This window comes from Shewanella sp. CG12_big_fil_rev_8_21_14_0_65_47_15 (assembly GCF_002783505.1).
Lineage (GTDB): Bacteria > Pseudomonadota > Gammaproteobacteria > Enterobacterales > Shewanellaceae > Shewanella.
Window position 1 is genome coordinate 133,259 of sequence record NZ_PFGL01000044.1, and the last position, 19,304, is coordinate 152,562.

Genomic DNA, 19,304 nt, shown 5'->3' on the forward strand with positions numbered 1-19,304 from the left:
CATTGCAGACTGGATGCTGTTATTGTCAAATTATATTTTACGATTTTGTCATTTATATTTTACGTTTTTTATCTTCACTATATAGCTTTTTAACTGCAAGCCTGATTATACTTTCGCTCCTTCATGGTGTTATTTTCAACATTAGTGGCTAATGGATCAAATGGACTCAACCCTTCTTACTGCGTTTTTCCAGCACGGTACCATACGTGATGTCGAATGTTTATTCCCTGATATCTCTGGCTATCCGAGGGGGAAACTGATGCCCGCCCGAAGCTTTGCTAAGGGGGCTGAGCTTCGCATTGCCCAAGCGATTTCGATGCAGGCCATTACCGGGGAGTATTCCTACGATCCCATCTTTCCCGATGCCGATCCTGATCTCCTATTAGTCCCCGACTACAGCACCCTAAAAATGGTCCCCTGGAGCACAGTGCCGCGGGCATTTGCTATCCATGACTGCGTGTTGCTCGATGGCACTTTATGTCCATTTGCGCCGCGCTCCATTTTAAAAAATGTGCTGGCCCGTTACCAAACCCTCGGACTCACGCCCGTAGTTGCCCCCGAGATTGAGTTTTATCTGACTGAGGCCAATACCGATCCCAGTGTGCCATATCAGGCGCCAGTTTCAAAAAGTGGCCGAGCTGAAAACGGCCAATCTGCGTTTAGCATGAATATGCTCAATGAACTCGCGCCATTTTGGGATGAGTTTAATGCCGCCATTGATGCGATTGGGATCAAGGGAGATACTTGGATCCATGAGATGGGGCTCTCGCAGTATGAAATTAATTTAGTGCATGGCGATCCGTTGGCTCTTGCAGATCAAGCCTTTATGTTTAAATATGCGGCGAAAGAAATCGCGATTAAGCATGGCTTGAATGCGATTTTTATGGCGAAACCCATAGCGGGTCAACCCGGCAGTTCTATGCATTTACATCAAAGTGTCGTCGATGATAAAGGTAACAATATTTTCAGCCATGCTGATGGTAGTGACAGCGAACGTTTTCAGCACTACATCGGCGGATTACAGAAGTATCTGCCTGATTTAATGTTGTTATTCGCACCGAATATTAATTCCTTTAGGCGTTATATTTCCGGCAGCCAAGCGCCGATTAATTTAAGCTGGGGCGTCGATAATCGCACCACAGGTTTACGAGTGCCCTTAAGTGCGCCGGTGGCGAGACGGATAGAGAATCGCATTGCGGGCGCCGACGCTAATCCATATCTGATGATTGCCGCATCTTTGGCTGCGGGTCTTGCGGGAATGGAAGAAAGACTCGCACCCAGCGCGCCAGAAACCGGTAGCGCCTATGAGAGCAGCCATGACCTAGCGCAGACATTTTTAGCTGCGTTAACGCAAATGCGCCAAAGTGGCTCGGCACGACGCTTACTCGGGGATGATTTTGTCACTGGCTTTGTATCGGTGAAGGAAATTGAGTTTCAAAGTTATTTGAGTGAGATAGGCGCATGGGAGCGACGTTTCTTAGGGCCGCAATGCTAGTGTTTACTTGATTAACGCGATACGTCACAAAATGCTTAGTTAAAAAACAGCAACAAAAAAGCCAGTGCAAGCACTGGCTTTTCTTCGTCTGGAAACAGGAAGGGCGATTATACGCGCTTCTTGAATTCACCAGTACGAGTGTCGATTTCAATCTTGTCGCCAACTTTTACGAAGTCAGCAACGCTGATTGTGCCGCCGCCAGTGATAGTGGCTGGCTTCATCACTTTACCTGAAGTATCACCACGGGCTGAAGGCTCAGTGTAAGTCACTTCACGTACGATAGTGGTTGGCATTTCAACGGAGATAGCTTTGCCATCGTAGAAAGTCACTTGGCAAGTTTCTTCCATACCGTCAACGATATAAGCCGCTGCATCACCTAAGTTTTCAGCTTCTACGTCGTATTGGTTGTACTCTGCATCCATGAATACAAACATAGGATCAGCAAAGTAAGAATAAGTACAGTCAAGACGATCTAGGATGATGTCTTCTAACTTATCTTCACCTTTGAAAGTCGTTTCTGTACCAGAGTTAAGCAGTAAGTTTTTCAACTTTAACTTAACGATAGCAGCGTTACGGCCAGAACGGGTTGTTTCAGTTTTCTGTACAACCCATGGGCTGCCATCTAACATGATCACGTTACCAGGACGGATTTCATGAGCAGTTTTCATTACACTATTTCCTATATTTAGATTTTTCTGTTTTCGCGCAGTATCTTAGCCGTTTTTAACGAACTGGACTAGTCGAGTAGCGAGATCTGCAGCATTTAATGCATTAATTGGCCATTGTTTAGCATGGTGCAACAAGGGCAAATTAACAGGATTAAGGTTTTGCCAGTGAAGGCTCACGGCAGATTGCTGTGCTTGGTTGAACGCAAGATTCAATTCAGACCAATAACACGCAATTTTAGGTGGCAGATTATCGCAGTAAAGTTTGAGAAAAGCTTCTAATTTTACGAGGTGATAATCATCTTCTTGGGGATAAATGTGCCAAATGAAGGGTTTTGCGGCCCATTGGGCGCGTAAAAAAGAGTCTTCACCGCGCACGATATTAAAATCACAGCTCCAGAGTAGGCGATCAAACCCCTGTTGATCTGTCATAGGCAAAATGTGCAGAATCAAATTGCCATGGACTATCTGTTGGCCCGGTACTAGGGCGGCAATATCACAGGGGAGTAGATGCGTCAGGCTATTTAAGCTGCGCCCCTTGGGGATCAACGCATGGATTTTTTCGCTCGATTGCTGCCATAACGCGCATAAGGCGGCTAGCGCCTCGGTCTCATAGCTAAAGATGCTAATGACTTTGTCCTGCGCCTGAATCCCCTTAAGACCTAGCTTAGTAAAAAGCTGCAATTTATGGGTAGGATTGGCTTGCCATGCATCGCGCTCTGCAAACAAATGTTGCTCGCAGATGAGTCCACCCGTTTTGGTGCCAAAGCCTGGAAAGTAGAAATATTTCTTCAAGCCACTGGCCTGTAATGAAGGCAAACCATGGCAGCCTTCTACCCAATCTTCGGCGCTTAAATACTCTAAATTCAGCCAGATAGGTACGGATTTTGGGTCTACTTGATGTAAATGCACTAGCTGGCTTTTTACCTGTTCGGGTAATTCACAGGCAAAGGCCTCGATGAGCACAGAACCAGCGACAAACGCGATGGGAAGAGGCTTAGTCCAATGAATAATATTCACACCATTAAAGGTTTGAGCGGCTTTTAGCGGATCGAGTGCTGGTAATATATGCGAGAAGCTCATCAGATCGTCTACCCACAAATTGACTGGGATCTGATGCTCACTGGCCATTTGTTTGGCTAAACGCCAAGTGACGCCAATATCGCCGTAGTTATCGACGACGGTGCAAAAAATATCCCAATGATTGGAGCGGGGTGTGTTGATCATGAGTATGTCGTTATTCAGTGGTGGAACGAGTCAATTCTCTATGGCTATGCATAAAAAAAGCGGCGTCAAGGCCGCTTTCATCGAATGGCTAGCCGAATTAATCTTCTAGTTCAGCTAAGCACATTTCTTCGTAAATTTGCTTAACCCAAGCATCGACACGTTCTTCGGTTAGCTCTGGTTGACGATCTTCATCGATACCTAAACCGATAAAATGGTCGTCATCGACTTGGCCCTTGGAAGCTTCGAAGTTGTATCCCGCTGTTGGCCAATGGCCGATGATAATGCCGCCGCGAGCCTGAACAATATCGCCTACCATGCCCATGGCATCCAGGAAATACTCGGCGTAGTCTTCTTGGTCACCACAACCAAAAATGGCGACAAGTTTGTCGGTGAAATCAATTTGCTCAAGCTCTGGGAAAAAATCGTCCCAATCGCATTGGGCTTCGCCATAATACCAGGTTGGGATCCCGAACAGCAGCAGGTCATATTCTGCGATCTGTTCTTTGGTACTCTTGGCGATATCTTTCACCTCAACCATTTTTTTACCCAGTTTTTTCTGGATCATCTTGGCGACAGCTTCGGTGTTGCCTGTGTCGCTACCGAAAAAAAGACCTACAGTTGCCATTGTCTATCCTTTAATATCTAGTTCACTTATATGTTAATCTTGCTTTATCGATTGTTCAGCATTCAATTTGTTGCTGAAGAATGAATTCGATTAACTGGCTACGGCTGATGTTACTGGCCAATGCCTGCTCATTCAAGGCGTCGTACAAATCTTGTGACACCTTTAACTCTATTCGCTTTAATCCGTTGGCTTTATCCCGCTGGATCTGGTTGCGCTTATTGACCTTGAGCTGCTGACTACGGGACAAAGGATTGCTACGTGGGCGGCCCCGGCGCTTTTCATTGGCAAAAAGGTCAATGGTGGTTCTGTCTGTTGCTTCTTTTGCCATGTTCTTGTTGTTTAACCGATCCCTGAGCCTTCCCAGGACATCTGGATAATACCTTTTGCAATAAACCCGGCGCAGCCGAGAAATAACACTAACCAAACAATAAATCGACCAAATTTAGGCACATTACCCTGTTTGAGCACATCATGGATGGCCATGCCGATAAAGAAAAATATCGCTGCAAAAAACAGGTTCAGGCCAATGGTTTCAATTTGTTCCATGTACTGAGATAACATACTTTCTTAGTCCTCTAGAGTCTTCTAAGGCTAAAAGAGGCGCGAATATATCACATCAAGATGGCGGCTGCTATATGATTTAGGTCGTGGTTCTGTGTCATTTACATTGCCTGTTTGTCAATAAATTCAGACACAATTCGGTTAAATATGGCGGGTTTTTGTGCATGTAACCAATGGCCGCAACCTTCGAGGGTTTTCGCCTGTGCCGATGGGAATTGCGTCATGATGGCATTTCTATATTCACCAGTGACATAGTTAGAGTCTCCTCCGCGGATAAAGAGACTGGGCCCCTGGTAAACTTGGCGATGTTCTCCCCCCTGATTATGCCAACCAATAATATGGGGGTAACACGCTTTTAACCCGCTTAAGTTCATTTTCCAGCGAAAGCCAGTCTCAGTCCGTTGCAAATTTTTGAGTAGAAATTGGGCTGTCGCTTCATCAATGCCATTATGGGTTAAATGGGCCAAGGCAAAACGGCGATCGGTATGGCCTTCTAATGGCAGACTTTCCAGGGCCGCAAACACTATGTCGTGCCTTGGCTCATAGGCCACAGGCGCAATATCGGCCGCCACCATGCTGATAATGCGTTCGGGATAGGCTAGGGCGGTGGCCATGGCAATTTTGCCCCCCATGGAATGGCCGACAATATGGGCGCGCTCGATTTGGCATTCATCCAACAAATTAATCATGGCCTTAGCTAAGCTTGGGTAATCCATGTGTGCCCAATGTTCACTCAAACCATGATTGGGGACATCAACTCGGATCACCTGATGATTGGTTTCGAGTACTTGGCCTAAGCTCTTAAGGTTATCTAAATTGCCGAATAGCCCATGGATAAGGAGGACCGCTTCTCCTTGACCTGAGGTTACAAAATTCATGGAGTTACCTGTGCTGTGGTGCAAAAAGTTTTGCGAATTGTGCCCCTAATGCGTTTAGTTTGACAAGAGTCCCACGGTTTTTGCCCTAGGATAACCCTGAACTTGGCTGCTTTTTCAGCGATTGCCTGCGTTGTGATAATTTGATGTGCGATTTCACGCATTTTTAGATTAATGATGCTTTATCAGATTGATAGAGATAGATACACTGGAGGGCGATCGCAACGATCTTTTTTGCTAGGATCGCCCGCGGTACATTTTTTTCGGTTATGCCTATCGAATAACAAAGGATAATAAGGTTATGAAATATATCGAAGTGGATGAAGAGCTCTATCGTCATATTGCCAGCAAAACAGAACGCATTGGTGAGAGCGCCTCTGACATTCTTCGTCGATTACTCGGCCTGTCCGTCAATGCGGTTGAGCAAGCCGAGCCAAAGGCTATCAGTCAGCCTAGTTTGGAAGTTGAGCCCCTAGCTCCGCACGTTGAAGTAAAAGAGATAACACCCTCTGTGATGGATTTTACCACCTTAGTGGATGAACACAGATTGTCATTGCAAAAAGGTGCCGTTGGGCGTTTCTTATTTTTACTCGAGAGTTTATATCAGCAAAGCCAAGTGTCATTTTCACAGATCCTGCAGATCCAAGGCCGCGATCGCCTCTATTTTGCCCGTTCACGTGAAGAATTACTGCAGGCGAGCCCTTCGGCGAATCCGAAGGAAATCGGCAGCAGCGGCTTTTGGGTGACCACAAACAATAATACCGCGAAAAAACGCGCTATTTTATCGGAAGTGTTAGTGCAGTTTGGCTGCGATGCACAAGTCGCCAGCACTATCGCCGAACGCGTATAAGATTTATCAACGCCGTAACTATAGGGCGTTTCACACTATTTAACCGATTTTCCAGTAGGAGAGGATCAGGTGGCAATACATCAACGGGCAGGACAAACCGCAAATCAGACGGATCTGGTGAATATTCCAAAACTGATGAGCCATTATTACAGCATCAAACCCAATGTGGATGATGCCAGCCAACGGGTGACCTTTGGCACTTCGGGCCACCGTGGCAGTGCTTTTCTGGGAAGCTTTAACCAAGATCATATCTTGGCCATTACCCAAGCTGTGGTGGACTATCGCCAATCGGTGAATATCGATGGGCCGCTATTCCTTGGTATCGATACCCATGCCTTATCCTATGCCGCCTATGTCTCTGCAATTGAAGTCTTGGCCGCAAATAAAGTGACAGTGCGCATCCAACAAAACGATGGTTTTACGCCGACCCCCGTCGTTTCCCACGCGGTCATTTGCGCTAATCGTGAGGCCAATATCAATGGCACCGCTCAGAGTGATGGCCTGATCATTACTCCGTCCCATAATCCTCCCCAGGACGGTGGGATTAAATATAATCCTCCCCATGGCGGTCCAGCCGAAGGCAATATCACCGCGTGGATTGAGTCGCGGGCAAATGATTATCTACGCGGCCAGCTTAAGGGCGTGAATAAACTCGCCTATGCCGATGCACTGACTTCGGGCTATGTGCATGCTATCGATTTAATCAGCCCCTATGTGGCCGATTTAGAGAATGTGATTGATATGCAAGCCATCGCTAAAGCTAAGCTTAAGTTGGGAGTCGATCCATTAGGCGGCTCGGGCATCCATTATTGGGCGCCGATTGCTAAGCACTATGGTATTGATATCACCTTAGTGAATGATAGAGTCGACCCAAGTTTTAGCTTTATGCCACTGGATAAGGACGGCAAGATCCGTATGGATTGCTCGTCTCCCTATGCGATGGCCGGTTTGCTCGCCCACAAAGATAGCTTCGATTTATGTGTCGGTAATGACCCAGACTACGACAGACACGGCATCGTCTGCCCAGGTACGGGCTTAATGGATCCGAATCATTATCTTGCCGTCGCCATCGATTACCTGCTGACCCATAGGCCCGAGTGGAGCGATAGCTTAGCCATAGGTAAAACCTTAGTATCGAGCGCGCTTATCGATAAAATTTGTGCCTTCCACGGTAAAAAACTGCTCGAAGTGCCTGTGGGCTTTAAGTGGTTTGTCGATGGTTTAGCCGAAGCCACCATCGCCTTTGGCGGTGAAGAGAGTGCGGGAGCGGCATTCCTACGCCGTGATGGCAGTACTTGGTGCACCGATAAGGACGGTTTTATTTTAGTACTCTTGGCCGCAGAAATGCTCGCGGTCACGGGTAAAACCCCAGGGCAACGCCATCAGGAATTAGTTGCCCAATTTGGCCAAAGTTTCTATAAGCGCATCGACAGTCCGATTAGCCTTGAGAACAAAGCCAAATTTGCCAAACTCAATGCCGATACCTTAAATGCAACTGAACTTGCGGGTGAGAAGATTGAAGCGGTATTGACCCATGCGCCGGGCAATAATGCATCGATTGGTGGCATTAAAGTGACCACGGCCAACGGTTGGTTCGCCGCGCGCCCATCGGGCACCGAAGCCTTATTTAAGATCTACGGTGAAAGCTTTATTAGCGAGCAGCATTTAGCTGAGATCATTAAGGATGCGCAGGCATTAATCGATAAGGCACTAAACGCTTAAGTGAGCTTTGAGAGATAAAAAAAAACGCACTCATGTTAACCCGTGAGTGCGTTTTTTATTTGGCCCGATTTAAGGCCAACGCGTATTAATACTCGATATGACAACTTGGTAAGTTGTTCTTATCAATATAATTTTGGTGATATTCCTCCGCCACATGGAATTGCTGTAGTGGCACTATCTCAGTCACTATATGGCGCTGTCCCCAACGGCCAGAGCGGGCAAAGGCGAGTTTCGATGCTTCAGCCGCGGCTTTTTGCTCGCGATCATGGAAGAAAATGGTGCTGCGATATTGAGTGCCAATATCGCCGCCCTGCATGTTCAAGCTCGTGGGGTTGTGGTTTTTCCAAAATACCTCGAGTAAGTCTTCATAACTGACAAGGGCGGGATCAAATTCCACTTGTACCACTTCGGCATGGCCCGTGTTGCCTTTTTTCACTTCTTCATAGGTGATAGCGGCGTTATTGCCGCCCATATAGCCGCAGGTGGCATTCAATACGCCGTTCACTTGCCTAAAAAAATACTCTACGCCCCAGAAACAGCCGGCACCAAAGGTTGCTAACGCCATAATCAAATCCAATAGAAGTCTAGATGGCTAAGAATTGTGATGAATCTCCTGCCTAAAAGCAAGTATCGGAATGAAAATTTATCCCATACTGAACGCTGCCACCGATCCGCCGAGCTTTTTTATCAATCGGGTTAGCTGAGTTTTTTACTTCAAAATTCAGTTGTATGACCAGAATGACCGAGATACGCCCTAAAAACTTGTGTTAGTATTGATGCGCTTTTAAAGGTAAGTACAGCCGATTACCGTCATGCACGGTTTTATTGCACTTGATACTGAGTTTTATTGAACTGAATACTGACCTTTAGCACACCATTATAAGGAGAATTCTGTGTTACAAGCTCTGTTAGATTCAAAGGATTTTTTAGCCTTGACCCTCGCCAATCCCGAACGCCTCGTCGATGAATTCAGCTTTACACTTGGGGAACATACCCGAGTGGAAGTATGGGATACGGGGGTAATTGTTTTTGAGCCTGCCCAAAGCGAAGGTAAAGATATTATCCTCTCCTGCGGTGTCCATGGTAATGAAACCGCCCCGATTGAACTCTGTAATACCTTAATCAAACAGCTTCTCCAGCAAAAAATCATCGCTAAACAACGCACGCTTTTCCTTATCGGTAACCCTTTAGCCATCAACAATGGTACCCGAATTATCGACGAGAATATGAATCGTCTCTTTAGTGGCGAGCATTCCAATCCACCGGGCTTAGCCAATCCTGAGCGAGTGCGGGCAAAAAAGCTTGAAACCTATGTTGACCGCTTTTATACCGCAGCGGCAGAGGGCCGCCATCGCATTCACTACGACTTACACACGGCGATGCGCGCCTCAAAGCATGAAAAGTTTGCCATTTATCCCTATCGCCCAGGGCGCGCCTTTAGCGGCGAGCAAATTATGTTTTTAGCCGCAAGTGGTGTCGATACTGTACTGTTTCACCATGAACCCACCACGACTTTTAGCTATTTCTCCTCGGAGCAGTATGGCGCCGATGCTTTTACCATTGAGCTTGGCAAGGTCTATCCCATGGGACAAAACGATATGACGCGTTTTATTGCCGCCCAAGAGATGTTTATGCGCTTGATCACGGCTAAGCCATTGGAGTTGGATGTATTTGATGCCGATAAGGTTAACTTATATCAAGTTTGTCGGGTGATTAACAAACATGTTGATGATTTTGAATTTACCTTCGCCACCGATGTCGAAAATTTCAGATCATTCCCTCGGGGCTTTGTGCTTGCGCGGGAAGGTGGACAAGAAATCAAAGTCGAACAAGAATTTGAAGCCATAGTATTTCCCAATGCTAAGGTGCCGATTGGCAATAGAACCGTGATTTGCCTGATCCCTGCAGTCAATCCGAATGTTCGCTAAGATTGTAAAGCAATATATACATGCAATCCGGGGATAACTTGCGGTTCGGACTGTGCCAACGGTTGATAGGTAGTTTACGTTAACGTAATGTTCGTCCGGCATATTCGTATAAATTAGGCGCCGCAACTCTTTTGCGGCGTAACGAGATAACAAGAGCACAATATGAGCAAAGCAACACTCAACACTGATACAGTGCACCGTGTCGGCTTCTTGGATAAGGCATCGCTTCACATTCCTATCCTGAGAATTCTACAGGCCGATGGCACTACCTATGAAACCGCGGTTTTGCCTGTAATAGATGAAGCCTTAGCCACCAAAATTTACGATACCTGTGTGTTCACTCGGGTGCTCGATGAACGTATGTTAGGTGCCCAACGTCAAGGGCGGATCAGCTTCTACATGACTTGTACGGGTGAAGAGGCGGCGATTGTTGGTAGTGTTGCAGCACTCGATCAAGAGGATGTTATCCTCGCGCAATATCGCGAACATGCGGCGCTGCGTTACCGCGGCTTTACCACTGAACAGTTTATGAACCAAATGTTCAGCAATGAGAAAGACCTTGGAAAAGGTCGTCAAATGCCTATCCATTACGGCTCTGCTGCATTGCACTATCAAACCATTTCTTCACCCTTAGCCACGCAAATCCCACAGGCGACAGGTGTCGGTTACAGCTTGAAGATGCAGGGCAAGCGTAATGTCGCTGTATGTTATTTTGGCGAAGGCGCTGCATCGGAAGGGGACTTCCATGCGGGTTTAAACATGGCGGCGGTATTAAAATGCCCTGTGATTTTCTTCTGCCGTAACAACGGTTATGCCATTTCAACCCCAACCGAAGAGCAGTTTGCTGGCAATGGTATCGCCAGTCGCGGTGTGGGTTATGGCATGCATACCATTCGTGTCGATGGCAACGATATGCTTGCCGTTTTGGCCGCGACCCAGCAGGCTCGTGCCTATGCGATTGAGCATAATGCGCCAGTACTAATTGAAGCTATGACTTACCGCCTTGGTGCTCATTCATCATCAGACGACCCCTCTGGCTATCGTTCGAAAGATGAAGAAGCGAAGTGGCAACAACACGATCCGGTGAAACGCTTCAAGCTATGGCTTATCAATAAAGGTTGGCTAGCCGAAGCGGATGATGTGAAATTGCATGAGCAATACCGCGAGGAAGTATTAGCTGCGGTAAAAGTGGCAGAAAAAATACCTGTGCCTATGTTGGATGAAATTATTGAAGATGTGTACGACAAACCAACGCCTGCACTGAAAAAACAGCTCAGCGAACTTAAAGAACACATCAAAAAATATCCGCAATCCTATCCCAAAAGCGCAGGGAGGCTATAAGCCGTGGCTGAAATGAATATGTTACAGGCCGTTAACGAGGCCTTATCTATCGCCATGCAAGCCGATGAGCGCATGGTAGTGTTTGGCGAAGACGTGGGCCATTTTGGCGGAGTATTTCGCGCCACTTCAGGGCTTCAAGAAAAATTTGGCCGCTCCCGCTGTTTTAACACCCCGCTGACAGAGCAAGGTATTGCGGGTTTTGCTAACGGTTTAGCCTCCAATGGCATGACCGCCGTTGCTGAAATTCAATTCGCCGATTATATCTTCCCGGCGTTTGATCAAATCGTCAACGAAGCTGCCAAGTTCCGTTACCGCAGTGGTAATGAGTTCAATGTGGGCAGTTTAGTGTTCCGTACGCCCTATGGCGGTGGTATCGCGGGCGGCCATTATCATTCACAATCGCCCGAAGCCTATTTTACCCAGACACCGGGATTAAAAGTGGTGGTGCCACGTAATCCCGAGCAGGCCAAAGGTTTGTTATTAGCCTCGATCCGCGATAAAAACCCTGTGGTATTTTTTGAACCTAAGCGTTTGTACCGTGCATCCGTGGGTGAAGTGCCTGCGGGGGACTATGAAATCGAACTGGGCAAGGCCGAAGTCGTTCGTGAAGGTAAAGACATTACCCTAGTGGCGTGGGGCGCGCAGATGGAAATCCTTGAAAAAGCGGCGGATATGGCGGCTAAAGAGGGGATTTCCTGTGAGGTTATCGATCTTCGCACCTTAGCGCCTTGGGATGTAGACACTATCGCCGATTCCGTTAAAAAGACCGGGCGATTGCTTATCAACCACGAAGCGCCGCTAACGGGTGGCTTTGCGGGGGAAATTGCGGCAACGATTCAACAGGAGTGTTTCTTATATCTTGAATCGCCCATTAGCCGAGTGTGTGGTTTAGATACACCGTATCCACTCGTCCATGAAAAAGAATATATGCCCGATGCGCTTAAGACCTTTGAAGCCATCAAAGCATCAGTGACCTTCTAGGAGTCCGGTATGATTAAAGATTTTATTTTGCCGGACATTGGTGAAGGCGTTATTGAATGTGAACTCGTGGAGTGGTTGGTTAAAGAAGGCGACACAGTCGTTGAAGACCAACCCATAGCCGACGTGATGACGGACAAAGCACTAGTGCAAATTCCAGCGCCCTTCGCCGGCGTGGTGACTAAGTTGTATTATGCAAAGGGTGAAATTGCTAAGGTGCATGCGCCGCTCTATGCCGTGAAAATCGAAGGCGCTGAAGCCACTCCAGCACCACTTGAGGCGGCACCAACGCCTGCTGCGACGGTTCAGACCCCGGCGAGTTCATCTAGTATCGAAGAATTCCTACTGCCCGATATTGGTGAAGGCATTGTGGAATGTGAGCTGGTTGAATGGTTAGTGCAGGAAGGCGATACCGTGGTTGAGGATCAACCCATTGCCGATGTGATGACAGATAAAGCCCTAGTGCAAATTCCAGCCATTAAAGCGGGGAAAATTGCCAAGCTGCATTATCGTAAGGGGCAGCTCGCCAAAGTGCATGCGCCTTTATATGCCATTGAAGTTGAGCAGGCGGCATCTGTTGGCACAACTGCAAATACTGTGGCTGGGGCGCATGCGGCACCAGCCCCGCAGGTTGTGAGTGCCGAACCCGCCCGTCAAGGTAAAGCCTTAGCGAGCCCTGCGGTTCGCCGTATGGCGCGGGCATTAGATATCGATTTAAGCCAAGTACCTGGCAGTGGCAAGCATGGCCGAGTCTATAAAGAAGATATCACTCGTTACCAAACACGGGGCGCCGATAACCCAATTTCTGCCACGGTTCAATGCCAAGCAACTTCCCATACCCAAGTGGAATCGCGTTTAGCGGCACCTCAGAAGGCGGATATTGTAGAGCCTATTCGCGGCGTAAAAGCCGTGATGGCACGCATGATGATGGAATCGGTATCGAGCATTCCACACTTTACCTATTGCGAAGAGTTTGATTTAACAGACTTAGTGGCTCTGCGTGAAAGCATGAAGGTTAAGCATTCGTCCGATGAAGTGAAGCTGACCATGATGCCTTTCTTTATGAAGGCCATGTCGCTGGCATTAACTCAATTCCCGGTGATGAATAGCCAAGTGAATGCCGATTGCACTGAGCTGACCTATAAGGCGCGTCACAATATCGGCATGGCGGTGGATTCTAAAGTGGGTTTATTAGTGCCCAACATCAAAGATGTGCAGGATAAAAGCATCTTAGAAGTGGCGGCAGAAATCACCCGTCTGACCCAAGCTGCCCGCAGTGGCCGCGTGGCGCCAGCGGATCTGAAAGACGGCACGATATCCATCTCTAACATTGGCGCCTTAGGTGGCACAGTGGCGACGCCTATTATCAACAAACCTGAAGTGGCGATTGTGGCCTTAGGTAAGTTGCAAACCCTGCCGCGCTTTAATGCGAAAGGGGAAGTCGAAGCCCGCCAAATTATGCAAGTGAGCTGGTCTGGCGACCACAGAGTGATCGATGGCGGTACCATTGCTCGCTTCTGTAATCTGTGGAAACAGTATCTTGAGCAGCCACAAGAGATGCTATTAGCGATGCGCTAAGCCTTTAGCACGTGGATTTGACAGTAAAAGGACGCTTTAGGGCGTCCTTTTACTTTGCTTTGCACAAATATGGGTTAATCTTTTGATCCCGATTACGTATAATTCCCGAACGTTGTTATCCTGATGGATGTGTTATGAGTCAGTTAGCCCAAAGCCCATTTGCTCCAACCATAGAAACCATTGATTACCCGTTTCCGCCTAAGCCTGTGCCTCTGTCCGATGCGCAAAAGGCCGAGTATAAGGCCCGTATTAAACAGCTGCTCATTGAAAAAGATGCCGTGCTGGTTGCCCACTATTATACCGATCCTGAAATTCAAGCCCTTGCCGAAGAAACCGGCGGCTGCGTTTCAGATTCCTTAGAAATGGCACGCTTTGGCCGCGATCATCCCGCAAAAACCTTAATCGTTGCTGGGGTCAAGTTTATGGGCGAAACTGCGAAGATTTTAAGCCCAGAAAAAACCATTTTAATGCCGACCTTAGAAGCCACTTGCTCATTAGACTTAGGCTGTCCAATCGATAAGTTCAGTGCTTTTTGCGATGCACATCCCGATCATACTGTGGTGGTTTACGCTAACACTTCGGCTGCGGTTAAAGCCCGCGCCGATTGGGTGGTAACCTCAAGCATTGCCCTTGAAATCGTTGAGCATTTAGACAGCGAAGGGAAAAAGATCATTTGGGGGCCAGACCGTCACCTAGGCAGTTATATTGCCAAACAGACGGGCGCCGACATGTTGATGTGGCAGGGCGATTGTATCGTTCACGACGAGTTTAAGGCTAATGCATTACGAGACTTAAAGAGCGTTTACCCAGACGCCGCTATTTTAGTGCACCCTGAATCACCCGCCAGTGTAGTGGCGATGGCCGATGCTGTGGGGTCTACCAGTCAGCTGATCAAAGCCGCGCAGACTATGCCGAATGAGCGTTTTATCGTGGCAACCGATCGCGGTATTTTCTATAAAATGCAGCAGGCGGCGCCGGGTAAAACCTTAATCGAAGCGCCAACGGGCGGTAACGGTGCAACCTGTAAGAGCTGCGCCCACTGTCCTTGGATGGCGATGAACGGTTTGCAGGCAATTGAAGCATCACTTAGCGATAATGATAAAACTATCCATGAGATCTTTGTGGATGAGGACTTAAGAGTAAAAGCGCTTATTCCGCTGACGCGTATGCTGGATTTCGCAAAAACACTGAATATGAAAGTGAAGGGGAATGCCTAAGTATCGCTAAGTCCGTTCCTTAGCTGTTTAAAAATCCCCGCTCTAGAGTGGGGATTTTTTATAACTGCCGTTTTACCGAATGCAATAAAAAGCCCCGCAAATGCGAGGCTTAATTGAGTAACGCGGTATCTAGAGACTAGATTGCTTTACGCTGACTTATTTGGCGTTCATCAGGGCAACCGCGTTATCTAACATACGGTTACTGAATCCCCACTCGTTATCATACCAAGACATCACTTTCACTAAACGGCCGTTCACACGGGTTTGAGTAGCATCAAAGTTTGAAGAGAACGCATTGTGGTTAAAGTCGATAGACACCAATGGCTCTTTATTTACCGCTAATACTTCGCTGAGTGGCGCAACGCTGGCAGCACGTTCGATAATGGCATTCACTTCTTCAACCGTAGTATCACGGGCAGCGATGAATGATAAATCCACTAAAGACACGTTAACCGTTGGTACACGTACCGCTAAACCGTCGAATTTACCTTGTAATTCAGGTACAACCAAACCTACGGCCGCTGCTGCGCCCGTTTTAGTTGGGATCATCGATAGCGCCGCAGCACGGGCACGGCGTAAATCTGTGTGGTACACGTCTGATAAACGTTGATCGTTGGTATAAGCGTGAATGGTGGTCATCAGGCCTGATTCAATACCAATCTCGTCATTTAACGGCTTAGCAAAAGGCGCTAAACAGTTAGTGGTACATGACGCATTTGAAATCACAGTCATATCTGACGTCAGCACGTTGTTGTTCACGCCGTAAACTACGGTTGCATCAACATTTTTACCTGGAGCAGAGATAATCACTTTCTTCGCGCCCGCGGTTAAATGCGGTTGCACTGTTTCTTTAGAGGTGAAGATACCTGTACATTCGAACACCACATCAACTTGCAGCTCGCCCCATGGCAATTTTGCAGGATCACGTTCTTGGAAGGTCAGGATCTTATCACCATTGACATAAATGGCTTCGGCATCATGGTCCACTTTCGCATTGAAACGACCGTGAACAGAATCGTATTTTGTCAGGTGGGCGTTGATGGAAGCGTCACCTAAATCATTAATAGCGACAATCTTAATTGGATACGCTTTTTCGCTTTCATATAAGGCGCGTAATACGTTTCTACCGATACGGCCATAGCCATTTATTGCTACACGGATAGTCATCTCATATCCCTCTGGTGATTATAAAATTCAACTGGTAGTAAAATTACCAAACTGACAGCTATCGTCAAGTTAAATCGGCATTTTACCGCGGTTCTGATTAACAAATTAGGTATTTTTTTTACATTGGTCGCGAAACCATCATTTTTCACGCGTAAATTGAGTAAAAAATTACAAGATGGCAAACATTTTGCCATAGGTTGTTTAGTCTGTTTTCTCGTCAGGCGCAGTAGGTAATGCCTCGCTCGTTGTCGGCGCTTGGGCAACTGCGTGGGGATCAAGCCATTGTCTTACTGGGTTCTTTGAAAAAGTGCCATCTTTAAGCGCATCGATAAGGGCTTGAGCCTTTAAATCAAGTTCAGTCGCCAGCGTTTTATTGCCATTGATCAAGGCTAGCATCTTATCCTCAGAATACTTCTGCTGCGTAAGTAGTAAATTTGCCTTGGTCAGCATATAGGTTTTTTCGAGTTCCTGGGTTTGACGATAGGTTGAAGCGAGCCCAAGCAACCAGTTGACGTCGAAATTATCGTATTGGATCTCTGCAAACACCTTAAGGTAGAGTTGTTGCGCTTTAGTGGCATGCCGATTGCTGTAGTAAGTTGCGACTTGGGCGAGTAGGAAAGGGTCAGTCACTTCGCCCGCGTCTTCATGTGCTAACAGTCGATTTAACGCTGCGGTATCGCCAAAGCGCGTCCATTGATAATAGGACATAAAGGGGTCTTGTCGCTCACGGGTTTGCTCTTGTAGCAAGCTTAAATTCTGGGTACTGAGCCTAAATGCCCTTGCTCTGTCGGCGGTGCGATTGGTGTGGATGATATGTTGTACCCCTGAGGCCAATTCGATACAGCGACTATAGTCCTCAAGATAGGTGAGTTGCAGATAAAGCTGCTTTCCCGTGGGATTGAGATTGTCTTTTAAATCGAAGCGGTTTTGAATGAGCCTCGTTTTCTCTGTCATACACCAGCCATCTTTATGCAGATCGGCACAAATTTCAGGATTATTTTTACAAATCGTTGTGATATTTCGACCATTATCACAACCTAAAAGACTGAAAAAGCTTATCCCGAGCATAAATGATGTAATTATTACTAGATTTTGTCTCAAAATACTCTCCAAACGATATTTTTTATAATAAAATTACAGATTTACGGAAAATATCTTACTGGCAAGAAAGCACGCTTTTCATTACAATGGCGCCGACCAAAACAAGGGTTTCCCTGAAACCTGTATAAGATTATTGGTCTTTTCGTCATGTTACTCAAACCTTTCAGTACATTTTATTGAAAAGTGAGATAAAGGATCTGTAAATGAGCGCTGATAAACACCTACAAAGTTGGCAAGAACGTTTTGAAATGGCAGAGGCTATGCAGCCTTTGCTTGGCAAGTTATACCGTAACCAGGGCGTTGAAGTCGTGGTTTATGGTAAGCCGTTACTCAATGCTTCTACTATTGAAATCATTAAAGCGCATCGTTTAGTTCGTCGCCATGTGGGCGAAAAATTACGTTTACGCGAGAGTTTCCCCTTCGTTCAAGCATTAAGCAAACTCGCCGTTAAACAATGCAAAGTGGATATAGGTAAGCTTGCCGTCAATTATTGGCGCGACCATGCCGATGCCAGCGAAATCGAAAGTTATATGGCAAAGGCCTTAGTTGATGCCATAGATCATGCCGATGATATTGCACCGCGCGATGTGGTTCTTTATGGTTTTGGCCGTATCGGTCGTTTGTTAGCGCGTTTACTGATTGAGCGCACGGGCCGCAGCAATAAGTTAAGATTACGCGCTATCGTCTTACGTGGTGGTAAGAAAGGCGATTTAGAAAAACGCGCCAGTTTATTACGCCGTGACTCAGTCCATGGTCCATTCAATGGCTCGGTAGAAGTTGACGAAGAAAACAACGCCATCATAGCCAACGGTACTTATATCCAAGTGATTTATGCTAATTCACCCGATGAAGTGGATTACACTAAATATGGTATTAACGATGCTTTAGTGGTTGATAATACAGGTATTTGGAAGGATGAAGCGGGTCTTGGTTTGCACCTTAAGAGCCCTGGTGCTAGCAAAGTATTGCTGACAGCTCCAGCCAAAGGCGCAATCAAGAACATCGTTTACGGTGTGAACGAAGGTGATATCACGCCTGAAGACATTATCGTTTCTGCGGCAAGTTGCACCACCAACGCTATTACGCCAGTACTGAAAGCCGTGAATGATAAGTATGGTATCGAGAATGGTCATGTTGAAACCATTCACTCTTACACCAACGATCAAAACTTGATTGATAACTACCACAGTGCCGATCGTCGTGGCCGCAGTGCACCATTGAACATGGTGATCACTGAAACGGGTGCAGCGAAAGCCGTTGCTAAAGCGTTACCTGTGTTAGCAGGCAAGTTAACTGGTAATGCGATTCGTGTACCAACACCCAACGTCTCTATGGCCATTATCAGCATGAATCTGAATGCTGAAACCAATAAAGATGAACTGAACGAGTACCTTAAAGATATCGCACTACAATCACCGCTACAAAATCAAATCGATTACACCGATTCAACTGAAATTGTATCGAGCGATTTAGTGGGTTCTCGCTACGCGGGCGTAGTTGACTCGCAAGCGACAATTGCTGAAGGTAAACGTGCAATTCTGTACGTATGGTATGACAACGAGTTTGGCTACAGTTGCCAAGTGGTTGGCGTGATGCAAACCATGTTAGGCTTAACGACGCTATCGCTGCCTGCGTAAGTTGTTTGCGTAAGTCACCTGCATAAGTTTTGTTCGAGTCATTAAGAACTCCGCAAAATTTTTACATAAAGCGCCCAATAGGGCGCTTTTGTTTTTCACTATTTCCTCGTTTTGGCTAATGTCGGCTAAATCATCCATAGGGTTCTACCGTTTATCTGCTTAGCCTAATCATCGACAAAAAACTAAATTGATGAATGAAACAGCAATGTTGTAGCGTGATGGTGGTTTATTGGGCAAACGATGCGGCTGAGATCATTTTTTAAAAATTGTTGATTGACTCTGGGATCTAAATCGGTAGAATGCCAATCCGCAGTCAGGGAAAGCGGCTAAATTATTT

18 protein-coding genes are annotated in these 19,304 nt (G+C 46.8%); 9 read left to right on the plus strand and 9 right to left on the minus strand.

Annotated features, from left to right (window positions below; translation table 11 throughout):
- The first annotated feature begins 160 nt into the window (after positions 1-160).
- Positions 161-1,495 (plus strand): glutamine synthetase family protein, encoded by a 1,335-nt coding sequence (locus COW15_RS12040; RefSeq protein ID WP_293632792.1) that lies wholly within the window; start codon positions 161-163, stop codon positions 1,493-1,495.
- Positions 1,496-1,602: 107 nt separating this feature from the next.
- Here the strand turns inward: COW15_RS12040 and efp are convergent, their stop codons facing one another.
- From efp to COW15_RS12070, 6 genes are all read right to left on the minus strand, one after another.
- Positions 1,603-2,163, minus strand: coding sequence for an elongation factor P (gene efp / locus COW15_RS12045; protein ID WP_007648268.1), 561 nt, complete (start codon positions 2,161-2,163; stop codon positions 1,603-1,605).
- Positions 2,164-2,208: 45 nt separating this feature from the next.
- The gene (gene earP, locus COW15_RS12050; RefSeq protein ID WP_293632793.1) at positions 2,209-3,387 is read right to left on the minus strand and encodes an elongation factor P maturation arginine rhamnosyltransferase EarP; all 1,179 of its coding nucleotides are present in this window, start codon (positions 3,385-3,387) and stop codon (positions 2,209-2,211) included.
- A 97-nt stretch (positions 3,388-3,484) separates the two neighbouring features.
- Positions 3,485-4,012 (minus strand): flavodoxin FldA, encoded by a 528-nt coding sequence (gene fldA, locus COW15_RS12055; protein ID WP_011789429.1) that lies wholly within the window; start codon positions 4,010-4,012, stop codon positions 3,485-3,487.
- Between the two features lie 55 nt (positions 4,013-4,067).
- Positions 4,068-4,340 (minus strand): LexA regulated protein, encoded by a 273-nt coding sequence (ybfE, locus tag COW15_RS12060; protein ID WP_293632794.1) that lies wholly within the window; start codon positions 4,338-4,340, stop codon positions 4,068-4,070.
- 11 nt (positions 4,341-4,351) lie between these two features.
- On the minus strand, positions 4,352-4,573 hold the full coding sequence (locus COW15_RS12065) for a DUF2788 domain-containing protein (protein ID WP_007648263.1): 222 nt from the start codon (positions 4,571-4,573) through the stop codon (positions 4,352-4,354).
- 101 nt (positions 4,574-4,674) lie between these two features.
- A complete protein-coding gene (locus tag COW15_RS12070) occupies positions 4,675-5,451 on the minus strand; it encodes an alpha/beta fold hydrolase (RefSeq protein ID WP_293632795.1) in 777 nt (258 codons plus the stop codon).
- Positions 5,452-5,749: 298 nt separating this feature from the next.
- On the opposite strand from COW15_RS12070, the gene seqA reads away from it, so the two are divergent.
- Together seqA and pgm are read left to right on the plus strand one after the other, a co-directional pair.
- Complete coding sequence (seqA, locus tag COW15_RS12075) at positions 5,750-6,298, plus strand: replication initiation negative regulator SeqA (protein ID WP_293632796.1); 549 nt, start codon at positions 5,750-5,752, stop codon at positions 6,296-6,298.
- Between the two features lie 69 nt (positions 6,299-6,367).
- Positions 6,368-8,020 (plus strand): phosphoglucomutase (alpha-D-glucose-1,6-bisphosphate-dependent), encoded by a 1,653-nt coding sequence (gene pgm, locus COW15_RS12080; RefSeq protein WP_293632797.1) that lies wholly within the window; start codon positions 6,368-6,370, stop codon positions 8,018-8,020.
- Positions 8,021-8,105: 85 nt separating this feature from the next.
- On the opposite strand, the gene msrA is transcribed toward pgm, so the two are convergent.
- Positions 8,106-8,585, minus strand: a complete 480-nt coding sequence (gene msrA, locus COW15_RS12085) for a peptide-methionine (S)-S-oxide reductase MsrA (RefSeq protein ID WP_293632798.1) — start codon at positions 8,583-8,585, stop codon at positions 8,106-8,108.
- A gap of 328 nt (positions 8,586-8,913) precedes the next feature.
- Here msrA and astE point away from each other — a divergent pair, with 328 nt between their 5' ends.
- The 5 genes from astE (at position 8,914) to nadA (ending at position 15,062) form a co-directional block, all read left to right on the plus strand.
- Complete coding sequence (gene astE, locus COW15_RS12090) at positions 8,914-9,948, plus strand: succinylglutamate desuccinylase (protein WP_293632799.1); 1,035 nt, start codon at positions 8,914-8,916, stop codon at positions 9,946-9,948.
- 162 nt (positions 9,949-10,110) lie between these two features.
- Positions 10,111-11,289, plus strand: coding sequence for a thiamine pyrophosphate-dependent dehydrogenase E1 component subunit alpha (locus COW15_RS12095; protein WP_293632800.1), 1,179 nt, complete (start codon positions 10,111-10,113; stop codon positions 11,287-11,289).
- A gap of 3 nt (positions 11,290-11,292) precedes the next feature.
- Positions 11,293-12,270 carry an alpha-ketoacid dehydrogenase subunit beta gene (locus COW15_RS12100; protein WP_293632801.1) on the plus strand — a complete coding sequence of 326 codons (978 nt, stop codon included), beginning with the start codon at positions 11,293-11,295 and terminating at the stop codon, positions 12,268-12,270.
- 9 nt (positions 12,271-12,279) lie between these two features.
- Complete coding sequence (locus COW15_RS12105) at positions 12,280-13,845, plus strand: dihydrolipoyllysine-residue acetyltransferase (protein WP_293632802.1); 1,566 nt, start codon at positions 12,280-12,282, stop codon at positions 13,843-13,845.
- 134 nt (positions 13,846-13,979) lie between these two features.
- Complete coding sequence (gene nadA / locus COW15_RS12110; protein WP_293632803.1) at positions 13,980-15,062, plus strand: quinolinate synthase NadA; 1,083 nt, start codon at positions 13,980-13,982, stop codon at positions 15,060-15,062.
- Positions 15,063-15,218: 156 nt separating this feature from the next.
- On the opposite strand, the gene gap is transcribed toward nadA, so the two are convergent.
- Both gap and COW15_RS12120 read right to left on the minus strand, forming a co-directional pair.
- Entirely contained in the window at positions 15,219-16,229 is a 1,011-nt protein-coding gene (gene gap, locus COW15_RS12115; RefSeq protein WP_253988077.1) for a type I glyceraldehyde-3-phosphate dehydrogenase, read from the minus strand.
- Positions 16,230-16,430: 201 nt separating this feature from the next.
- Positions 16,431-17,330, minus strand: coding sequence for a DUF2989 domain-containing protein (locus tag COW15_RS12120; protein ID WP_293632804.1), 900 nt, complete (start codon positions 17,328-17,330; stop codon positions 16,431-16,433).
- A gap of 203 nt (positions 17,331-17,533) precedes the next feature.
- On the opposite strand from COW15_RS12120, the gene COW15_RS12125 reads away from it, so the two are divergent.
- On the plus strand, positions 17,534-18,967 hold the full coding sequence (locus tag COW15_RS12125) for a glyceraldehyde-3-phosphate dehydrogenase (protein WP_293632805.1): 1,434 nt from the start codon (positions 17,534-17,536) through the stop codon (positions 18,965-18,967).
- Positions 18,968-19,304: the final 337 nt, after the last annotated feature.

What these genes read in the sequence shown, in the direction of transcription:
- COW15_RS12065 (WP_007648263.1), bottom strand. Translation starts at nt 4,573, where the DNA reads ATGTTATCTCAGTACATGGAACAAATTGAAACCATTGGCCTGAACCTG.
- efp (WP_007648268.1), bottom strand. Translation starts at nt 2,163, where the DNA reads ATGAAAACTGCTCATGAAATCCGTCCTGGTAACGTGATCATGTTAGAT.
- earP (WP_293632793.1), bottom strand. Translation starts at nt 3,387, where the DNA reads ATGATCAACACACCCCGCTCCAATCATTGGGATATTTTTTGCACCGTC.
- COW15_RS12095 (WP_293632800.1), top strand. Translation starts at nt 10,111, where the DNA reads ATGAGCAAAGCAACACTCAACACTGATACAGTGCACCGTGTCGGCTTC.
- COW15_RS12040 (WP_293632792.1), top strand. Translation starts at nt 161, where the DNA reads ATGGACTCAACCCTTCTTACTGCGTTTTTCCAGCACGGTACCATACGT.
- ybfE (WP_293632794.1), bottom strand. Translation starts at nt 4,340, where the DNA reads ATGGCAAAAGAAGCAACAGACAGAACCACCATTGACCTTTTTGCCAAT.
- COW15_RS12125 (WP_293632805.1), top strand. Translation starts at nt 17,534, where the DNA reads ATGAGCGCTGATAAACACCTACAAAGTTGGCAAGAACGTTTTGAAATG.
- fldA (WP_011789429.1), bottom strand. Translation starts at nt 4,012, where the DNA reads ATGGCAACTGTAGGTCTTTTTTTCGGTAGCGACACAGGCAACACCGAA.
- COW15_RS12070 (WP_293632795.1), bottom strand. Translation starts at nt 5,451, where the DNA reads ATGAATTTTGTAACCTCAGGTCAAGGAGAAGCGGTCCTCCTTATCCAT.
- seqA (WP_293632796.1), top strand. Translation starts at nt 5,750, where the DNA reads ATGAAATATATCGAAGTGGATGAAGAGCTCTATCGTCATATTGCCAGC.
- msrA (WP_293632798.1), bottom strand. Translation starts at nt 8,585, where the DNA reads ATGGCGTTAGCAACCTTTGGTGCCGGCTGTTTCTGGGGCGTAGAGTAT.
- gap (WP_253988077.1), bottom strand. Translation starts at nt 16,229, where the DNA reads ATGACTATCCGTGTAGCAATAAATGGCTATGGCCGTATCGGTAGAAAC.
- COW15_RS12105 (WP_293632802.1), top strand. Translation starts at nt 12,280, where the DNA reads ATGATTAAAGATTTTATTTTGCCGGACATTGGTGAAGGCGTTATTGAA.
- nadA (WP_293632803.1), top strand. Translation starts at nt 13,980, where the DNA reads ATGAGTCAGTTAGCCCAAAGCCCATTTGCTCCAACCATAGAAACCATT.